Source organism: Halanaerobium praevalens DSM 2228, from assembly GCF_000165465.1.
Classification (GTDB): Bacteria; Bacillota; Halanaerobiia; order Halanaerobiales; family Halanaerobiaceae; genus Halanaerobium; species Halanaerobium praevalens.
Window position 1 is genome coordinate 1,097,005 of record NC_017455.1, and the last position, 17,846, is coordinate 1,114,850.

At 29.2% G+C, this 17,846-nt stretch carries 17 protein-coding genes and 7 tRNA genes; 21 read left to right on the plus strand and 3 right to left on the minus strand.

Features of this window, described 5'->3' with window-relative positions:
- Window positions 1-45: 45 nt before the first annotated feature.
- The 6 genes from HPRAE_RS05110 to HPRAE_RS10890 all read left to right on the plus strand — a co-directional run bounded on the left by HPRAE_RS05110 (window position 46) and on the right by HPRAE_RS10890 (window position 6,996).
- A complete protein-coding gene (locus tag HPRAE_RS05110) occupies window positions 46-777 on the plus strand; it encodes a GntR family transcriptional regulator (protein WP_014553178.1) in 732 nt (243 codons plus the stop codon).
- A gap of 150 nt (window positions 778-927) precedes the next feature.
- Entirely contained in the window at window positions 928-2,016 is a 1,089-nt protein-coding gene (locus HPRAE_RS05115) for a BMP family lipoprotein (RefSeq protein ID WP_014553179.1), read from the plus strand.
- Between the two features lie 96 nt (window positions 2,017-2,112).
- Window positions 2,113-3,657, plus strand: a complete 1,545-nt coding sequence (locus HPRAE_RS05120; protein WP_014553180.1) for an ABC transporter ATP-binding protein — start codon at window positions 2,113-2,115, stop codon at window positions 3,655-3,657.
- Window positions 3,641-4,765, plus strand: a complete 1,125-nt coding sequence (locus HPRAE_RS05125) for an ABC transporter permease (RefSeq protein WP_425357541.1) — start codon at window positions 3,641-3,643, stop codon at window positions 4,763-4,765. Before HPRAE_RS05120 ends, HPRAE_RS05125 begins: the two co-directional genes overlap by 17 nt.
- Entirely contained in the window at window positions 4,765-5,664 is a 900-nt protein-coding gene (locus HPRAE_RS05130) for an ABC transporter permease (RefSeq protein ID WP_014553182.1), read from the plus strand. Before HPRAE_RS05125 ends, HPRAE_RS05130 begins: the two co-directional genes overlap by 1 nt.
- Window positions 5,665-5,883: 219 nt before the next feature.
- Complete coding sequence (locus tag HPRAE_RS10890; RefSeq protein WP_014553183.1) at window positions 5,884-6,996, plus strand: helix-turn-helix domain-containing protein; 1,113 nt, start codon at window positions 5,884-5,886, stop codon at window positions 6,994-6,996.
- Window positions 6,997-7,056: 60 nt separating this feature from the next.
- Here HPRAE_RS10890 and HPRAE_RS05140 read toward each other — a convergent pair.
- Both HPRAE_RS05140 and HPRAE_RS05145 read right to left on the minus strand, forming a co-directional pair.
- Window positions 7,057-7,141, minus strand: a tRNA-Tyr gene (locus HPRAE_RS05140).
- A gap of 52 nt (window positions 7,142-7,193) precedes the next feature.
- Window positions 7,194-7,269, minus strand: a tRNA-Glu gene (locus HPRAE_RS05145).
- Window positions 7,270-7,532: 263 nt separating this feature from the next.
- On the opposite strand from HPRAE_RS05145, the gene HPRAE_RS05150 reads away from it, so the two are divergent.
- Genes HPRAE_RS05150 through mnmM form a run of 3 tightly spaced genes read left to right on the plus strand, consistent with a single transcriptional unit; the run spans window position 7,533 to window position 9,039 of the window.
- Window positions 7,533-7,946: a nucleoside recognition domain-containing protein gene (locus HPRAE_RS05150; protein ID WP_041606930.1), complete on the plus strand. Its 414-nt coding sequence runs from the start codon at window positions 7,533-7,535 to the stop codon at window positions 7,944-7,946.
- A 14-nt stretch (window positions 7,947-7,960) separates the two neighbouring features.
- A complete protein-coding gene (locus HPRAE_RS05155; RefSeq protein WP_041606932.1) occupies window positions 7,961-8,425 on the plus strand; it encodes a nucleoside recognition domain-containing protein in 465 nt (154 codons plus the stop codon).
- A 41-nt stretch (window positions 8,426-8,466) separates the two neighbouring features.
- The gene (mnmM, locus tag HPRAE_RS05160; RefSeq protein ID WP_014553184.1) at window positions 8,467-9,039 is read left to right on the plus strand and encodes a tRNA 5-(aminomethyl)-2-thiouridylate-methyltransferase MnmM; all 573 of its coding nucleotides are present in this window, start codon (window positions 8,467-8,469) and stop codon (window positions 9,037-9,039) included.
- 46 nt (window positions 9,040-9,085) lie between these two features.
- Here the strand turns inward: mnmM and HPRAE_RS05165 are convergent, their stop codons facing one another.
- A complete protein-coding gene (locus tag HPRAE_RS05165; protein ID WP_014553185.1) occupies window positions 9,086-10,489 on the minus strand; it encodes a dihydrolipoyl dehydrogenase family protein in 1,404 nt (467 codons plus the stop codon).
- 331 nt (window positions 10,490-10,820) lie between these two features.
- Between HPRAE_RS05165 and HPRAE_RS05170 the strand changes: the two genes are divergently transcribed.
- From HPRAE_RS05170 to recA, 12 genes are all read left to right on the plus strand, one after another.
- Window positions 10,821-10,896 (plus strand) — tRNA-Trp (locus tag HPRAE_RS05170).
- A 21-nt stretch (window positions 10,897-10,917) separates the two neighbouring features.
- A tRNA-Thr gene (locus HPRAE_RS05175) sits at window positions 10,918-10,993 on the plus strand.
- Window positions 10,994-10,997: 4 nt separating this feature from the next.
- Window positions 10,998-11,073, plus strand: a tRNA-Trp gene (locus tag HPRAE_RS05180).
- 21 nt (window positions 11,074-11,094) lie between these two features.
- Window positions 11,095-11,170 (plus strand) — tRNA-Thr (locus HPRAE_RS05185).
- 104 nt (window positions 11,171-11,274) lie between these two features.
- Entirely contained in the window at window positions 11,275-11,568 is a 294-nt protein-coding gene (locus HPRAE_RS05190) for a DUF2103 domain-containing protein (RefSeq protein ID WP_014553186.1), read from the plus strand.
- Between the two features lie 59 nt (window positions 11,569-11,627).
- Window positions 11,628-11,704, plus strand: a tRNA-Pro gene (locus HPRAE_RS05195).
- Between the two features lie 105 nt (window positions 11,705-11,809).
- A complete protein-coding gene (rimO, locus tag HPRAE_RS05200; RefSeq protein WP_014553187.1) occupies window positions 11,810-13,147 on the plus strand; it encodes a 30S ribosomal protein S12 methylthiotransferase RimO in 1,338 nt (445 codons plus the stop codon).
- Window positions 13,131-13,661, plus strand: coding sequence for a CDP-diacylglycerol--glycerol-3-phosphate 3-phosphatidyltransferase (pgsA, locus tag HPRAE_RS05205; protein ID WP_014553188.1), 531 nt, complete (start codon window positions 13,131-13,133; stop codon window positions 13,659-13,661). The genes rimO and pgsA overlap by 17 nt, the downstream gene beginning before the upstream one ends.
- Window positions 13,662-13,670: 9 nt before the next feature.
- Window positions 13,671-14,111: a phosphatidylglycerophosphatase A family protein gene (locus HPRAE_RS05210; RefSeq protein ID WP_014553189.1), complete on the plus strand. Its 441-nt coding sequence runs from the start codon at window positions 13,671-13,673 to the stop codon at window positions 14,109-14,111.
- An 89-nt stretch (window positions 14,112-14,200) separates the two neighbouring features.
- Window positions 14,201-15,451, plus strand: a complete 1,251-nt coding sequence (locus HPRAE_RS05215; protein ID WP_014553190.1) for a CinA family nicotinamide mononucleotide deamidase-related protein — start codon at window positions 14,201-14,203, stop codon at window positions 15,449-15,451.
- Window positions 15,444-16,655: a tetratricopeptide repeat protein gene (locus tag HPRAE_RS05220; RefSeq protein ID WP_014553191.1), complete on the plus strand. Its 1,212-nt coding sequence runs from the start codon at window positions 15,444-15,446 to the stop codon at window positions 16,653-16,655. Before HPRAE_RS05215 ends, HPRAE_RS05220 begins: the two co-directional genes overlap by 8 nt.
- A 140-nt stretch (window positions 16,656-16,795) precedes the next feature.
- Window positions 16,796-17,842, plus strand: coding sequence for a recombinase RecA (recA, locus tag HPRAE_RS05225; protein ID WP_014553192.1), 1,047 nt, complete (start codon window positions 16,796-16,798; stop codon window positions 17,840-17,842).
- The last annotated feature ends 4 nt before the right edge of the window (window positions 17,843-17,846 follow it).

Consider the following 17,846-nt stretch of genomic DNA (forward strand, 5'->3'; position numbering starts at 1 on the left):
GTTGTCAGACAGGTAAGACGTCTGAACAAAAAAGGAGGGAGTTAAGTGGACTTTTTAAAACAAGATAAAAGACCTTTATACTTAAAAATTAAAGAACATATTGAAAATTTAATTGAACAAGAAATTTATAAAGCTGGTGATAAACTCCCCTCTGAAACTACTTTTGCCAAAAAATTAGATGTAAGCAGAGCCAGTTTAAGAGAAGCTCTGAGGGTTTTAGAAAAAGAAGGAAAAATTATTAAAAGTCAAGGTGTTGGAACTTTTGTTTCAAAACCTATTCCTCGTTTTAAAAAAGGAATTGAAGAATTATTTAGTGTAACTGATACCATAAAAAATGAAGGTTTTACACCTGGGACGAAAGGCTTAGATATAAAAAAAGAGCAAGCAGATAAATCTTTAGCTGCCAAAATGAAGCTCAAAAAAAATAAAAAGATTTTAAAAATCGAGAGAATTAGAACAGCGGATGAGAAACCCGTAGTTTTTTGTATTGATTATTTAAATCATAATTTATTTCCAATTGATAGTGAGTCTGATTTTAAACATTCTATTTTTGATTTATTAGAAAACAAATATAATTTAAATATTAAATATGCTTTTGCAGAAATAATTCCTGTAACAGCAAATCATTTATTAATAGATAAACTTAATGTTAAAAAAAATGCTCCGATTCTTTGTTTAGAGCAAATGCATTATGATAATCAAGAAAGACTTTTTCTCTTTTCTAAGAACTATTTTAGAAGTGATCAATTTCAATTTAAGGTTTTAAGAAAAAGATAATTGGTTTTAATTTTTAAATAAATTCAAAATTTCGACAATTAATCTTTTTCAGCTTTGTTTTATGTTGCAAACACAATATAAAAATGTTATATTGTATTTGTGATTCATAAATTTTGGTACTATTCAAAAATATATAAGGGGGTTATTATTTTGAAAAAAGTTTTAAGTTTATTAATTGTATTAGCTTTTGTGATGATGGTGACATTTGCAGCAGTTCCAGCAGCTGCTCAAAACACTAGGGTGGGTATTGTTTTATCTACAGGTGGACTTGGAGATTTATCTTTTAATGATTCAGCTTACCGAGGACTACAGAGAGCAGAAAGAGAGTTGGGAATTGATTTTCAGTATATAGAACCTTCCGATCCTTCTGAAGATGAAACAGCTCTAAGAAGATTTGCCAATAGAGGTTTTGATTTGATTATTGGTGTAGGTTTCCAAATGTCTGATACTTTAGAAACTGTTTCTTATGATTATCCTAATGTTAAGTTCTCTCATATCGATCAAGATTTTGGTGAAGATATACCCGATAATATTGTTTCTCTAAATTTTGCTGAATGGGAAGGTTCTTTCCTTGCAGGTGCTTTAGCAGCTTTAGTTAGTGATACTAATGTTGTTGGTTATGTAGGTGGAGTTGATTCAGCTTTAATTCAGAGATTTGAAGGTGGATTTTACCAAGGTGCTAAGTATATCAACCCTGATATTGAAGTAGAAAGAAGATATGCTGATTCTTTTGGAGATCCAGCTAGAGGTCGTGAAATTGCTTTAGGTATGATTGATGATGGAGCAGATGTTATTTATCATGCAGCTGGAGGTACTGGAAGTGGAGTTTTCCAAGCAGCTGGTGAAGAAGATATTTATGCAATTGGTGTTGACTCAAACCAAAACTATGTTGAACCAGGTCATGTAATTGCTAGTATGGTTAAAAAAGTTGATAATGCAGTATTCAATATTGCTAAAGCTGTAGATGAGGGTACTTATGAAGGTGGAGAAAACCTTTACTTTACTCTTGAAGATGGTGGAGTTATGTTAACAAGCTTAACTGAGATTGAACAGCCTGTATTAGATGCTCATAAAAATGGAACTATTGATGACCAAGATTTAGAAACTATTAAAGAAATGAAGGCAGAAGTTACTTCCCCATATGCTGAGCGTATTAATGAAATTAAAGAAAAAATTATTAATGGCGAAATTGAAGTTGAAAACTGGGGAATTACAGGCAGACCTGAAGCTTTAGAATAAATATATTTTAATTTTATTATTTAAATTAAGGAGGCTCTGCTTATTTTTGCTGCAGAGCCTCTATTAAATTTGAAATTATTCCAGGGAGGAATTGAGATGGCCAGGAAAGATAATTATATTTTAGATATGCAGAATATAACTAAAATATTTCCAGGTGTTAAAGCAAATGACAATGTTAATTTATCTATTAAAAAAGGAGAAATCCATGCTCTTGTAGGAGAAAATGGAGCAGGTAAAACAACTTTGATGAATGTTTTATATGGTCTTTATGAACCTGAAAAAGGGAAAGTTTTTTATGAAGGAGAAAGAGTTAATCTAGAAGGTCCTCAAGCAGCAATTGAATTAGGAATTGGAATGGTTCATCAACATTTTATGTTAGTTGATCCTTTAACAGTAACAGAAAATATAATTTTAGGTAATGAACCCAGACAAGGAATTAAAATTGATCAGAAAAAAGCTAGAAAAGAAGTGGCAAATATTTCTGAAAAATATGGTCTTTATGTTAATCCTGATGCTAAGATACAGGATATTTCTGTAGGAATGCAGCAAAGAGTAGAAATTATAAAGACTTTATATAGAGGAGCAGAGCTTTTAATTTTTGATGAGCCAACTGCTGTTTTAACTCCACAAGAAATTGATGAATTATTTGAGATTTTTAGATCTTTAAAAGAACAGGGTAAAACAATTATTTTTATTACTCATAAATTAAAAGAGGTAACAGAAATTACAGATAGAATAACTGTCTTACGCTCTGGAAAAAGTATAGATACTGTTAATACTGCTGATGTTAGTGAAGAAGATGTAGCAGAATTAATGGTAGGTAGGCCTGTTTTATTAGAGGTCGAAAAAGAAAAATCAAAACCAGGTGCAGATTTTTTAGAAATCAAAAATTTAAAAGTAAAAAATAATAGAGATATAGTAGCAGTAAATGGTGTTTCTTTAACAGTTCAAAAAGGAGAAATACTTGGTATTGCTGGAGTAGAAGGAAATGGACAATCAGAGTTAATCGAAGCTATTACTGGTTTGCGTAAAATTGAGTCTGGTCAAGTTAAAATTAATGGTCAAGATACAACTGATTTTGATGCTCGCCAAATTAAAAGAAAAAGTGTAGCTCATATTCCCGAAGACAGACAAAAAAGAGGATTAGTAATGAATTTTGATTTGCAGGAAAATATGATTTTAGGTTATCATGACTTAGAACCTTTTTCTGAAAATGGTATTATGAATTATAATAATATTATTGATTATACAAATGAGTTATTAGAAGAATTTGATGTTAGAGGTGGAGATGCAAGTACTGAAGCCAAAAGTTTATCTGGAGGAAATCAGCAAAAGGTGATAGTAGCAAGAGAATTTTCTCATAATCCAGAACTTTTAATAGCTTCTCAACCTACCCGTGGTGTTGACGTAGGGTCAATAGAATTTATTCATAAACAAATAGTAAATAGACGTGATCAAGGTACAGCAGTCTTATTAGTTTCAGCAGAATTAAGTGAAATTTTATCTTTAAGTGATAGAATTGCAGTTATTTTTGAAGGTGAAATTGTTGATATCTTAGATGTAGAAGATGCTGATGAAAGAAAATTAGGTAATTTAATGACAGGCTCTAATCCTGAAGCAGGAGGTGAATCGGTTGAATAATAATAAATTTAGTAATTTGAAATCTTTAATATCTAATATAGGAATTTCGGTTTTATCAATAGTAGTTGCTTTAATCTTTGGAGTGTTTTTTATACTATTAACTGAAGAATCTCCTGCGACTGCTTATCAAGCTCTCTATTTTGGAGCTTTTGGTAATTTTAGAAATATTTTAAATACACTTTGGCGTTCAACTCCCTTAATTTTAACTGGTCTAGCTTTTGCTTTACCTTATAGAGCAGGACTAATTAATATTGGAGCTGAAGGACAATTTGTAATGGGTGGATTTGCGGCTGGAGTAGCTGGTTATTATTTTACTTCTTTGCCAGTCTTTATTCATTTACCTTTAGCAATTTTAGCTGGTGTTTTAGCTGGTGCTCTTTGGGCTGGTTTATCAGGTTGGTTAAAAGCAAAAATGAATGTAAATGAAGTTATTTCAACCATTATGTTAAACCATATTGCAATTGCTTTAACTATTAATTATGGTATTAATAAACTAAGGACTTCAACTAGAATGGCTACTCCAAGAATTATGGATTCAGCTAAATTAATTAGATTTAAAGATATGGCTAGCAGTAGTTTTTGGTCTAAATTACCTTTTGTTGAACTTTTTGCAGATCCTGGGATTAGACTGCATTTTAACTTTATTTTAACTTTAATTGTGGCAGTAGTTCTTTGGTATGTACTCTTTAAAACCACAATTGGTTATGAATTTAGAGCAGTAGGATCTAATCCATCTGCAGCCGAATATGGTGGTATTAAAGCTGATAAAACAATTATTTGGACAATGTTAATTGGTGGAGCTGTAGCTGGTTTAGCTGGAGCTGGAGAGGCTTTAGGAACTCACTTTAGTTTTATGGCAGGTATGGATGCTGGTTATGGTTTTACTGGGATAGCAGTTGGTTTAATTGGACAGGCACATCCACTAGGAGTGATATTTGGTGGTTTGCTTTTTGGAGCTTTAAATCAAGGTGGTTTGGAAATGCAGTTTGCAGGTGTTCCATCTGAGATTGTTAATATTATTCAAGCATTAGTAATTTTCTTTGTTGCTAGTTTACAAATTCTTAAAGTATTTATCAAAAATAAAAAAGAAAAAGAGGGGGTTGAATAATGGATACTTTATTAGAATTAATATCACTTCCTCTAATCTTATCAAGTTTTAGATTTGCAACCCCATTAATTTTGGCTGCACTTGGAGGAATTTTTTCTGAGAAGTCGGGCGTTATTAATATTGCCTTAGAAGGTATTATGTTATTTGGAGCATTTGCAGCAGTTTTAGGTAGTTCTCAAACTGGTAGTCCTTGGATGGGATTAGTTTATGCAATGATTGGTGGAGTTTTATTTGCAGCAATTTTAGCAGTAGTTTGTATACTTTTTAGAGCTGATCAAATTGTTGTAGGTACAGGTATTAATATTTTTGCTTCTGGTTTAACCATCTTTTTATTGCAAATTTTCTTTAATGTTAAAGGTACTTCTCCTCAAGTAACAAGATTACCTTTTTTAAGAATATTTGATGTTAGGTTTAGTGTTTTAACATATGTTGCAGTTATTTTAGTGCCTATAGTTTACTATTTTTTCTTTAAAACTCATTGGGGTTTAAGAATTCGATCTATAGGAGAACATCCTGCAGCAGCTGATACTCTAGGTATTAATGTCAATCGCTGGCGATTTATTAGTGTCTTAATGAGTGGTGTTTTAGCTGGTTTAGCAGGAGCACATTTATCAATCGGTGACGGAAGTGCTTTTGTTAGAGAAATGTCTGCTGGGCGTGGATTTATTGCTTTAGCAGCTATGATCTTTGGTAAATGGCATCCTTATAAGGCTTTCGGAGCAGCTATGCTGTTTGGTTATGCTGAGGCTGTTGCTGTCAGAGTAGATTTTGCTTTTATTCCTTCAGAATTAATTAGTGCTATTCCATATGTAGTTACTATTATAGTTCTAGCTGGGTTTATTAGTAAAGCAGTTGGTCCAGCCGCCTCTGGAAAACCATATATTAAAGGTGAAAGATAAAGTAAGTATTTTAGACTAAAGGCAGCTTTAAGCTGTCTTTAGTTATTTATTTAGATTTTAGTAAATATTTAGATTTATTTTATTTTAAAGAAAAGTATTAAGAAAAAATATTAAATTAATCTTTAAAGTATGTTATAATAAAAAATAGTATTTATTAAAATCTAAAATTGATAAATGAAGCTATAAATTTTAGTATGAATTATTAAGGAGGTTAATAAGTTGGAAGATTTAGAATTAGGGTCATTATTAAAAAAAGCAAGGGAAGAAAAAGGCTTAAGTCTTGCTGATATACAAGAGGAAACAAAGATAAGAGAAAAATATTTAAGAGCAATAGAAAAAAATGAGTTTGATTTATTACCAGCTAAGGTTTATCTAAAAGTTTTTATTAAAGGATATGCTAGAGAAGTTGGTTTAGATTATCAAGAGCTATTAAAAAAATATGAAGTTTTAAATATTGAAGAAAAAAAAGAAAGCAATTTAGAAAAAGATTATTTAGGTGGCACAAAAGTTCCAACTAGAACTAAGAAGAAAAACAAATTTGGATTTTTAAAAATAATTTTAATTAGTTTATTGATTATAGTTTTAGCAGCAGTTGGAATTTATACATATCAATATCTTAATAATTCAGAAATTAGATTACTAAATCAAAAAAACAATTCAGCAAATACACTTGAGGAAAATTCCCAAGTTTTAGAAGTTGAAGATTCAAAAAAAGAGCAAACAAAAACAAAATCAGAAATTAAAGATTTGGATGCAAAAGAAAAAGCAGATTCTGTTTTTTTAAAAAATGAAAAAGAAGATAAGATGGATTCATTAAAAAATTTAAATTCAGATCAAATAAAAAATGATTCAACAATAGCTGAAAATGAACTTGATCAACTAGAAAATTTAAAAACAGATGCTCAAACTGAAATAAGTATTACTGAGCCTAACCCTAAGCAAAAGGAGAAAAAAATTGAAAAAGATGAAAATCAATTAAAGGAAAATGAAAGTTCTGCTTTAGAAAATAATACTAAAACTGAAATAAATATTAATAATGAAAGCAAATTCGCCAAAAAAATAGAGACTAAAGTTAATTTAGCAGCAGCAGAAAAGGTTTGGCTTCAAGTTAGTTTAGATGGAAATAGAGTTTTTAGTGGTATTTTAGCTAAAGATACTAAAAAAGAGTATAATTTTAAAGATAGATTATATTTAAAAATTGGCAATGGTAGTGCTCTTAAGGTAAAAATTGGAGATAAATCATATGGTCCCTGGGCAGCTAAAGGTGAAATTGCCGAAATTGAATTTTTAAAAAAAGAAGAAGAAATAGTTGTTAATAATTTAAGAAAGTAAAAAAACAATATTCAAACTAAAAAAACACCCATTAATGGGTGTTTTAAATATTTAAAATTATGGTGGAGGGAAAAGGATTTGAACCTTTGTAGGCATCGCCGGCAGATTTACAGTCTGCTCCCTTTAACCACTCGGGCATCCCTCCGTTAAAATTATAAATGCTAAGAAATAATTTTTTTAGTTATAATTAATAAAAATGGTACCCTCAAGGGGATTCGAACCCCTGCCGCTAGGATGAAAACCTAGTGTCCTGGACCCCTAGACGATGAGGGCAGATATAATTTCTTAAGCACATTTAATAGTATATAATAATGTTGATTTAAGGTCAATTTTATAAAATTAGTCTGACAAGTCTTTATAATAAATTAAATCATTAATACTTTGTTTTTTTATTATTTGCTCAATTTTAAATTATAATTTGGATTAAGTTATTAAAAAATATTTTTTGAATAAAATATTTGTACTGATTAAATAAATATTCTATAATATAAATGAGTCTAAAATTTAAATATTTTCCTAGTTTGGAGGTCGAAATATTGCAAAAAATAATTTGGCGTGGTTTAAAAAAAGCTTGGACTACTTTTTTAGAATTAATTAAAATTTTAATACCAGTTTATATTTTTGTAACTTTTTTGAAATATACAGGAGTTATTAAAATTATTTCAGATTTATTTAGGCCTTTAATGAGCTATATTGGACTACCAGGTGAAGCTGTCTTAGCTCTTTTAACATCATATTTATTAAATATTTATGCTGGGATAGCAGTAATTAGTAGTTTAAAACTTGGAGTTAGAGAAATTACAATTTTGGGAGCAATGATTGGTATTGCTCATAGTTTAATAATTGAATCTGCTGTTTTTAAAAAAATAAAAATCAATCTAATTTATATAAATTTATTAAGACTTTCAATGTCGATTCTAGCTGGAATTTTATTGAATCTTGTTTTATAGAAAGGAGATTTTTTGTGGATTGGAACGCTTTCTTTTATGATTCTTTATTTGGCATTATAGGGATGGTTAAACAGCTTGCTTTAATTGTTTTTCCACTTTTTGTAGGTGTAGAAATAATAGATCATTTAGGTGTTTTAAGGAAAATTTCTAGATTTTTTCAAAAAGTTTTATCAATTTTTGAACTGCCAAAAGAAGCTAGCTTGCCATTAATTATTGCTCAAGCATTTGGTCTTCTTTATGGTTCAGGACTTATTATTCAAGCTACTAAAGATGACAATTTAAGTTTAGGTGATATTAGGTCTATTTCTGTTTTCTTTGCTTTATGTCATGCTGTTTTCGAAGATACACTTTTATTTGCAGCTATAGGTGGTAATGCTATTATTATTTTAGCTGTAAGAATTTCTTTAGCTTTAATCAGTACTTATTTTTATGGGATCTACAGAAGAAAAAATAAAAAAGTTTTAAATAATTCTTATTAAAAGTTTTAATTAATAATTTTAAAAAGAGGAGGAGATGTTATTTGAAGAATAAAGATTTTTTAAATGCAGTTGCTTATTCTCATATTTTATTAGAAAATAATATAGATGAGGGTGATTTAGTAATTGATGCAACAGCTGGGAATGGTTATGACACTAAATTTTTAGCAGAATTAGTAAAAAAGAAAGGCAAAGTTTATGCTTTTGATCTTCAGGCTAAAGCAATAGAAAATACTAATAAATTATTAAAAGAACATAATTTATTAGAGAGAGTAGAACTTTTTCAAACAGGGCATCAAAATTTGGATCAATATCTAAACAAAAAAATTAAGGCGGTTATATTTAATTTGGGTTATTTACCTGGAGGAGATAAAGCTCTAATTACTAAAGCCGAAAGTACTATTTTAGCTCTTGAACATTCACTAAAATTATTAAAAAAAATGGGGATTATTATTTTAGTAATTTATAGTGGTCATTTGGGTGGAGAAAAAGAAAAGAGAGCAATTTTTGATTTTGTAAATAATTTAGACTCTAAAAGGTATAATGTCTTAAATTATAGATTTTTGAATCAACCAGGTATTCCACCTGAGATAGTAGCTATTAAAAAAAGAAAATAAAAAGAGCAACTTAACTAAGTCAATCAATAGCTAAGTTGCTGTTTTTTTAAATTAATTTTTTAGCCAATTTTGGAATCCAACCTGAGTTGGTTTTATTCATCATCCATTTTTCTGCTACTCTTTTATTCATTAGAGATATTGTAGGGAAAGAGTGTTGAGTCATCATCAGATCAAACATTGAAATATCATGTTGGATTGCTAAAACCCATTCATGAATTAATTCGCTTGCCTGTTCACCAACAATTGTAGCTCCAAATATTTTTCCTTTATTATTAGTAATAACTTTGACAAAACCTTCAGTTTTTCCATCTGCAATTGCTCTACCATAATTTGCGTACTCTTCTTTTACTATTTGATAATTCATTCCTTTTTCTTTAGCTTCCTTTTCTGTGATTCCAGCTTGAGCAATTTCGGGTTTAGTGAATACAGACCAAGGAACTAAATAATCATTATAGTGAAACTTTTTAATGGGAGTTGGATTGATAGCATTCATTAAAGCAAGCATGCCTTGATGCATTGCAGCATGAGATAGCAAAGCTTTACCATTGCAGTCTCCAACTGCATATACCCCCTTTATATTAGTCTCAAGCTGATTATTTATTTCAATTCCCGTCTTATTATAGTTAATTCCTGCATTATCTAATTTAAGAGGCTCTAAAATTGCTTTTCTACCTGTAGCAACTAAAATTTTATCTGCTTTAAAGACCCCAAGTTCTGTTGTAGTTAAAATTTTATTATTTTTTTCTTCAACTTTATTTATTTTAATATTATTATAAACTCCAATACCTTCTTTTTTAAATTTTTCTTCTAATACTTTGCCAGCTTCTTTATCACCTGAAGGTACTAAGTGATCATCAATTTGAAAAATATTGACTTTTGTTCCTAAATGAGAAAAAGCTTGAGCCATTTCTGAACCAATAGCCCCCCCACCAATAATTGTTAAACTTTCAGGGATATCTTTTTGGGCAAAAATATTTAAATTAGTTAAACGTGACACATCTTTTAGGCCAGGTATTGGCGGTATCAAAGGTTCTGTTCCAGTAGCGATAAATATTTTATCAGCAGAATATTTTTTACCAGCAACTTTTATTACTTTTTTATCAATAAATTCTGCTGCCCCTTGATCTACAATTAATTTTGCTCTTTTAAAAGCTTTCATTGTTTTATTACCACTAATTTCTCCTATTTTAGCTCTTACAATTTCTAAAGGATTTTCAACTTCAGTTTTACCACTAAGTTTAATTCCAAATTCTTTTAAATTTTTAGTTATTTGATTAGCTTCTCCAGATTTGAGCAAGGCTTTACTGGGAATACAGCCATAATTTAAACATTCGCCCCCAACTTTATGTTTTTCTATAGCCAAAACATCTAAGCCCATATTTGCAGCCATGGCAGTTACTGCCATACCAGCTGGACCCATTCCAATCACAATCAAGTCGTGTTTTTCCATTATTAACCACCTCATATAACATTATATTTATTATTTACGATATAATGATAATATATTTATTTATTAAATTCAAGCTATTTTGAACTAGATTAACAACTAATAAGTAAATTGTATTCTAGTTAACATTAAATATAGTACAAAATGTAATTATTAGAATTTTTAAACAATATAACTAATAAAATATAATGAAATTTAATGTATATTTAAGTATTTAAAAGTTAGATAGCAATAAAACGTGCTAAAGCATCATAATTAAGCTTAGAAGACTTGACCCAGAGCCCCAACTCCCTTATAATAGATATTGCTTGATTGAAACACGCCTCTTTTCTTTAGGGGAGTAGCTCAATTGGCAGAGTAGTGGACTCCAAATCCATTGGTTGCAGGTTCAATTCCTGTCTCCCCTGCCATTTTAATTTAATATGATATACGCTGATGTAGCTCAATTGGTAGAGCAGCTCACTTGTAATGAGCAGGTTACCAGTTCAAGTCTGGTCATCAGCTCCATTTTAGGGGAGTAGCTCAACTGGCAGAGTAGTGGACTCCAAATCCATTGGTTGCAGGTTCAATTCCTGTCTCCCCTGCCATTTTAATTTAATATGATATATGCTGATGTAGCTCAATTGGTAGAGCAGCTCACTTGTAATGAGCAGGTTGAAGGTTCAAGTCCTTTCATCAGCTCCATTATTATTTGGAAAGTCAATTAGGACTTTCTTTTTTTTATACTTAAATATTATTTCGGTAGTAGTCATTTTCCAATTTTATAATAAATTAAGGATGTGGTTTAATTGGCTAATAAATATCGGCAAAATAAGATTAAACAAGAACATACTATTATAGAGGATATTTTACCACTACTTGAAGATATAGCTTTATCTAAATTGATTAAAAGTATTATTCCTGGTAGAATAAATAGGAGAAAAGGAAGTGGAACTCCTGCTTATATACAGTTAAAGTATAATACTCAAAGTGGAATTAAGTTAATTGCTAAAAATAGTGATTCACTTCAAGAAATTTTTGTAGTAACAGATTATCCTGATCGAACAATGACTTATTTAAAAAAATTAGATTATACTAAATAAATCGACAAATAATATTTGACAAAGACTTTTAATTTATATATAATATTTCTTGTTGGCAACGGGCTATGGCGCAGCTTGGTAGCGCGCTACACTGGGGGTGTAGAGGTCTCCGGTTCAAATCCGGATAGCCCGACCATTTGTTTATAAAAGCCCTTTTAGGGCTTTTTTGTAGTTATATAGCTTTAAAAATATGGAATAAAATAATTTAATTGATAAATTATGACATTATAAAGGAGAAAAAATGATAAAATATTCTTTAATGACTTTAGGCTGTCCTAAAAATGAAGTAGACAGCCAACATATGAATGGTTTTTTAAGAGGAGACAAAGGATTTAAATATACTTCTGAATTTAAAGAAGCCGAAGTAATTATAATTAATACTTGTGGTTTTATTCAAGATGCCAAAGAAGAGTCCATAGAAACTATCTTAACTGCTTTAGAGTATAAAAAAGAGTATAATTGTAAGTCAGTTATAGTTACAGGATGTTTAACTCAGCGTTATAGTGAAGAATTAAAAAAAGATATTCCCGAAATTGATGCTATTTTAGGTACATCTAATTTTGATCAAATAGTAGATGTTATTAAAGAAACATTAGCTGGAATAGAAACTGGTGGAATAACAAAAGCTGGTTTTGATTATAGTTCTTCTTTACCACGTGAATTAGATAATAATGTCTATGCTTATTTAAAGATTGCAGAAGGTTGTAATAACAATTGTACTTATTGTAGTATACCTCAAATTAGAGGACCAATTAAAAGCAGGTCAATAGCTGATATTGTTGCAGAAGCTAAGGAAATTGCAGAAAGTGGGATTAAAGAATTAATTATAATTGCTCAAGATACAACTCAATATGGAGTTGATATCTATGAAAGATCAGCCTTAGCACCTCTGTTAAAAAAATTAGCAGAAATTGAAGAGCTTAAGTGGATTAGAGTTTTATATAGTTATCCAGAATTTATAACAGATGAAATAATAGATGTTTTTGCTGAAGAAGAAAAAATTTGTAATTATTTTGATTTGCCAATTCAACATTCTTCTAAAAAAATAAGAAAATTAATGAATCGTAAAGGAAATCAAGAAGATATCGCTAATATTATAAATAAGATTAGAAATAAAATACCTGATGCTAAATTAAGAACTTCTTTGATTACAGGTTTTCCTGGTGAAACTGAATCAGATTTTGAAAACTTAAAAAAATTCATAAAAAAATATAAGTTTGATCGTTTAGGAGCTTTTGAGTTTTCCAGAGAAGAAGGAACTGCTGCTTACAAGCTAGATAATCGAGTTCCTGCAGCTGTCAAAGCCGAAAGAAAAGAAGAAATTATGCAATTACAGCAGGAAATTTCTTTAGCTAAAAACAAAGAACTAATTGGTCGTAAGCTTGAAGTTATTATTGAAGATTATGATCAAGAAAATTATTTAGCTCGTTCTCGCTATGATTCACCAGAAATTGATAATCAAATTTATATTCCAATTAAAAAGCAAAAATTAGAAATTGGAGAAATTTATCAGGCTGAAATAAAAGAAGCCTTCCATTATGATCTAATAGGAGAGATAGAGGATGAATCTGCCAAATAAATTATCATTTTTAAGAATTTTATTGGTCCCAGTTATAATTTATTTACTTTTAGTTAATTCTTTTGCTGCTAGTATTGGAGCTCTTTTAGTTTTTGTTTTAGCTGCTTTAACAGATAAATATGATGGTCAATATGCTCGTAAACATAATTTGATTACTACTTTAGGTAAAATTCTTGATCCTCTAGCAGATAAATTATTAATTATTGGAGTTTTTACAGCTTTTGTTAAACTAGATGTTTTATCAATCTGGCCTTTGTTGATTATTATTACTAGAGAATTGGCTGTAACAGGTTTAAGAGTTGTAGCAGCAGATCAAGGATCTGTGATTGCAGCTAATATTTGGGGTAAAACTAAAACAACTATTCAGATGTTAACAGCTATTGTTTTAATAATTAATCCTTTAATTTTTGATTTACCAGTTTTATTAACAGAAACTTTAATCTGGCTAACAGTCATTATTACTATTTATTCAGGCTATACTTATTTTGCTGGAGCAGATGTTGATTATTCTTAGGAGGAATTTATGTTAAAAAAAATAAATAATTTTTTAGCAACTGGCTTTTATAGTGGTTATCTTCCAGTAGCACCTGGAACTTGGGGTTCACTTTTAACAGTATTACTGCTTTTTTTCTTTCCTAACTTAAATAATATATATTTGCTATCAGCACTTTGTTTAGGTGGAATTGCAATTTCTAATTTTGAAGAAAAGCAAACTGGAATCAAAGATGATAGTAAAATAGTAATTGATGAGATGGCAGGTCAATTATTAGTTTTTTTTAGTTTAGAATTGACTCTTCCAATTTTAATTAGTGGTTTTATTCTCTTTAGAATTTTTGATATTACTAAACCATGGTTAATAGATAAAGTTCAAAATTTACCTTCAGGCTGGGGAGTTATGTTAGATGATATCTTAGCTGGATTAATATCTTTAATCATTTTAAAAGTAATTTTATTTTTAATTTAATAATTTTAATTAGATTCTAATTTAATCGACCTTAATCAGGTCGATTTTTTGTTTTTGAACTGATATAATTAGTTTGAGGTGAGTAAATATTGAAAACAGCAATTGTTGCAACAGGTTCTGAATTAATTAGAGGTTTTGTTCAAGATATAAATTCAAGATTTTTAGCCAGAAATTTAACTGAGTTAGGTTTTGAAAATCAAAATATATTTATTTGTGGAGATCAAAAAGAAACTATAAAAGAAAGTATATTGAGAGCAGCTAAAATAGCTGATTTAATTTTTATAACAGGTGGTTTAGGGCCAACTAAAGATGATCAAACTAAAAATGCTTTTGCAGAAGCCTTAGACTTAGAATTAGAGTATTCAACAAAAATTGAGAAAAATTTAACTAAAATATTTAAAAGCTCAAACTTAAATCAAAATAATTTATCTCAAGCTTATATTCCTCAAGGGGCTAAAGTGATTAATAATAATTTTGGTACAGCTCCTGCTCTAAAATTAAAAAATAAAAATAATTGTTTTTATTTATTACCAGGTGTTCCTTCAGAGTTGAAATATCTTTTTAGAGAAAAAATTATTTCTGATTTAAAAAGTTTAAGTCAAAACAAATTTTTAGTTAAAGAATTAAATTTCATTGGGATTGGAGAAGCAAATTTAGCTGCAAAAGTTGAAAATTTAGCTTTAAATCCAGCATTAGAAATTAGTTATCAAGCTGGACAAGCTGAAGTTAAACTTAGAATTAAAGTTAATTCTGCATCTCAAAAAAGTTTTAAGCAAAAAAATGAAATTGTTAATAAAGCCAGGAATAAATTAAAAAAAGAATTTAGTTGTTTTATTTATGGAGAAGATAATGAAAGTCTTGAAGCTAAAATAAAAAAAATATTAATCAAGAAAAAATTAAAAGTGGCAACAGCAGAATCATTTACTGGAGGATTATTGGCTAAAAGATTAACTAAGCTGCCTGGAAGTTCAGAATATTTTTTAGGCTCCATTGTAGCTTATAATCAAGAAATAAAAGAAAAATTATTAAAGCTTAAACAAAGTTTCCTTAAAAAATATGGTGTAGTTAGTCAAGAATGTGTTGAAGCAATGGCGGTTAGTGCAGCAAATATTTTTAGTTCAGATCTAGCTCTTGCAAGTTCTGGAGCTGCTGGTCCAGCTGCTCATGCTGATCAAAAAGCAGGGATAATGTTTATTAGTATTTTTTATCAAGGTCAAAGCAAAACTTTTAAAATTGAAAAAAATTATGGCCGTGCTGCTAATACATTTTATGCTTCCCAAATTGCATTATTTGAATTATATAAGCTGATTGCTCAAAAGAGGAATGATTTAAATGCTTAAAAAACTAATGTATTTAATAGTAATTTCTTTATTCTTAATATCTCTTTCTAATTCAGTTTTAGCTGCTGAAAATAGCGATTTAAATTCTAAAAATTTAAATCAACTTTTTTTGAGTGGCTTAAAAGATTATAAGGCAGAAAATTATGCTTTAGCAGAACAAAAATTTATTAAACTTTTAGCAAATGATAATTTGGATTCTGGTTTAGAATTTAGTTCTCTTTATTATTCTACTAAAACAGCAATTTACCGTAATCAAATAGCTAAAGCTGTTAATTATTTAAAGCAAATGGATCAAATAGGTTATCAAAGTGCTAATTTAAATTGGGAAATAGCAAAATTATATTTAAATCAAAAAAATCAATATGATAGTGCTGATTTCAAAATGGCCTTAGAATATTTAAAAAAGGCTAATGATTTAGGAATTAATCAAATTGAATTTAAACGTGATTTAGCCTATGGATATTTAGAAAATAATAAATTTAAAAAAGCAGAAAAGTTGTATAAAGAAATAATAGAAGTTAAAGCTCAAGCTTCTGATTATTTAGCTTTAGCAAAAATAAAAGAGCAAAATAAAAAATTTAAAAAAGCAATTAATTATTATGAAAATGCTTTAAAATTGAATGACTCTGAGTCTTCATTATATTTAAACTTAGCTAAACTGTATCAAAAAACAAATAATAACAAAGCAGCTATTTTAACCTTTAAAAAGGGTATAAACCAAAAAGCTGATTTTACTCCCTATTATATTGGCTTAGCTGAAAGTTATTTTGAACTTCAAAATTATAATGAAGCTGAAAAATATTTAAAAAAAGCAATTGAATTAAATAACAACTCTTATTATGGTTATTTTTTATTAGCAGAAGTAGAAGTAGAGCAGGGAAGATTAAATTTAGCTTTAAGTAATTATAATCAAGCTTTAAAATATAATCCAAATTATGTAGAAGCATATTTAGCAGAAGGTAAAATTTATTTAAAAGAAAAAGATTATTATCGAGCTATTTCTTCTTTTTCTATAGCAGTAGAAAAAAACAAAGATCATGCAGCAAGTCGTTACTATTTAGCTAAGGCTTATTATCAAGCGGAAATGTTAGAGGCTGCAAGAGCAGAAATAAAAAAAGCTCTTCATCTTGATAATAATTATCCAAAAGCAAGAGAGTTTTTAGAACAAATAGAAGCAGATTTAAATTTAGATAAAAATATTTAGTATAACTCATTTAAATAAAAGAATATTTTTAAATATTTACCAATTAATAGAAAATATTCTTGCAATTATTAAACATCTGTTCTATAATATAAACAAAGACAAAAATTGCAGTTAAAATAAACTTTAGGAGGACGATAAATTTGGCAACTAGTGATAAAGAAAAAGCGCTTGATAAAGCGGTAAAAAGAATTGAAAAACAGTTTGGTAAAGGATCAATTATGCGACTTGGAGATTCACAAAAGTTAAATGTAGAAGCAATTCCTACAGGTGCTTTACCCTTAGATTTAGCTTTAGGTATAGGTGGTATTCCTAAAGGAAGAATAATTGAGTTATATGGTAATGAATCATCTGGTAAAACTACTTTAGCTCTCCATATCATTGCAGAAGCTCAAAAATTAGATGGAATTGCAGCTTTTATTGATGCTGAACATGCTTTAGATCCTAAATATGCCAAAAATTTAGGAGTAAATATTGATAATTTGTTAATTTCACAGCCTGATAGTGGAGAAGAGGCTTTGGAAATTGGAGAAGCTCTTGTTCGCAGTAATGCAGTTGATTTAGTAGTTATTGACTCAGTTGCAGCTTTAGTACCTAAAGCAGAATTAGAAGGTGATATGGGTGATTCTCATATGGGTTTACAAGCACGCTTAATGTCACAGGCTATGCGTAAATTATCTGGAGCAATTAGTAAATCCAAAGCAGCAGTTATTTTCATTAATCAAATTAGAGAAAAAATTGGAGTAATGTTTGGTAATCCTGAAACTACTCCTGGAGGAAGAGCACTTAAGTTCTATTCTTCTGTTAGAATAGAAATGAGAAGGTCACAAACAATTAAAGATGGAGATAAATTAATTGGAAGTACAGCTAAGGTAAAAGTTGTAAAAAATAAGGTGGCAGCTCCATTTAGAAATTGTCAATTTGATATAATGTATGGAACTGGTATTTCTCAATCAGGTTGTATCATTGACTTAGGAGAAGAAACAGGAATTGTAGATAGAGCTGGATCCTGGTATTCTTATGGAGATGTTCGTTTAGGCCAAGGTAGACAAAATTCGAAAGAGTTTTTACAAGATAATCCAGAAATAATGGAAGAAATTGATGATAAAATTAGAATTAAAATTGGTCTAAAAGAAGGAGAAATTGAAGAAGATAAAAAAGAAGCTGAAAAAGCAGAGGAGAAGGAATAATTCT

Excerpts from the sequence above, each read along its gene's own strand:
- pgsA (WP_014553188.1), top strand. The coding sequence starts at position 13,131 with ATGAATCTGCCAAATAAATTATCATTTTTAAGAATTTTATTGGTCCCA.
- HPRAE_RS05165 (WP_014553185.1), bottom strand. The coding sequence starts at position 10,489 with ATGGAAAAACACGACTTGATTGTGATTGGAATGGGTCCAGCTGGTATG.
- HPRAE_RS05130 (WP_014553182.1), top strand. The coding sequence starts at position 4,765 with ATGGATACTTTATTAGAATTAATATCACTTCCTCTAATCTTATCAAGT.
- HPRAE_RS05120 (WP_014553180.1), top strand. The coding sequence starts at position 2,113 with ATGGCCAGGAAAGATAATTATATTTTAGATATGCAGAATATAACTAAA.
- HPRAE_RS05220 (WP_014553191.1), top strand. The coding sequence starts at position 15,444 with ATGCTTAAAAAACTAATGTATTTAATAGTAATTTCTTTATTCTTAATA.
- rimO (WP_014553187.1), top strand. The coding sequence starts at position 11,810 with ATGATAAAATATTCTTTAATGACTTTAGGCTGTCCTAAAAATGAAGTA.
- HPRAE_RS05210 (WP_014553189.1), top strand. The coding sequence starts at position 13,671 with ATGTTAAAAAAAATAAATAATTTTTTAGCAACTGGCTTTTATAGTGGT.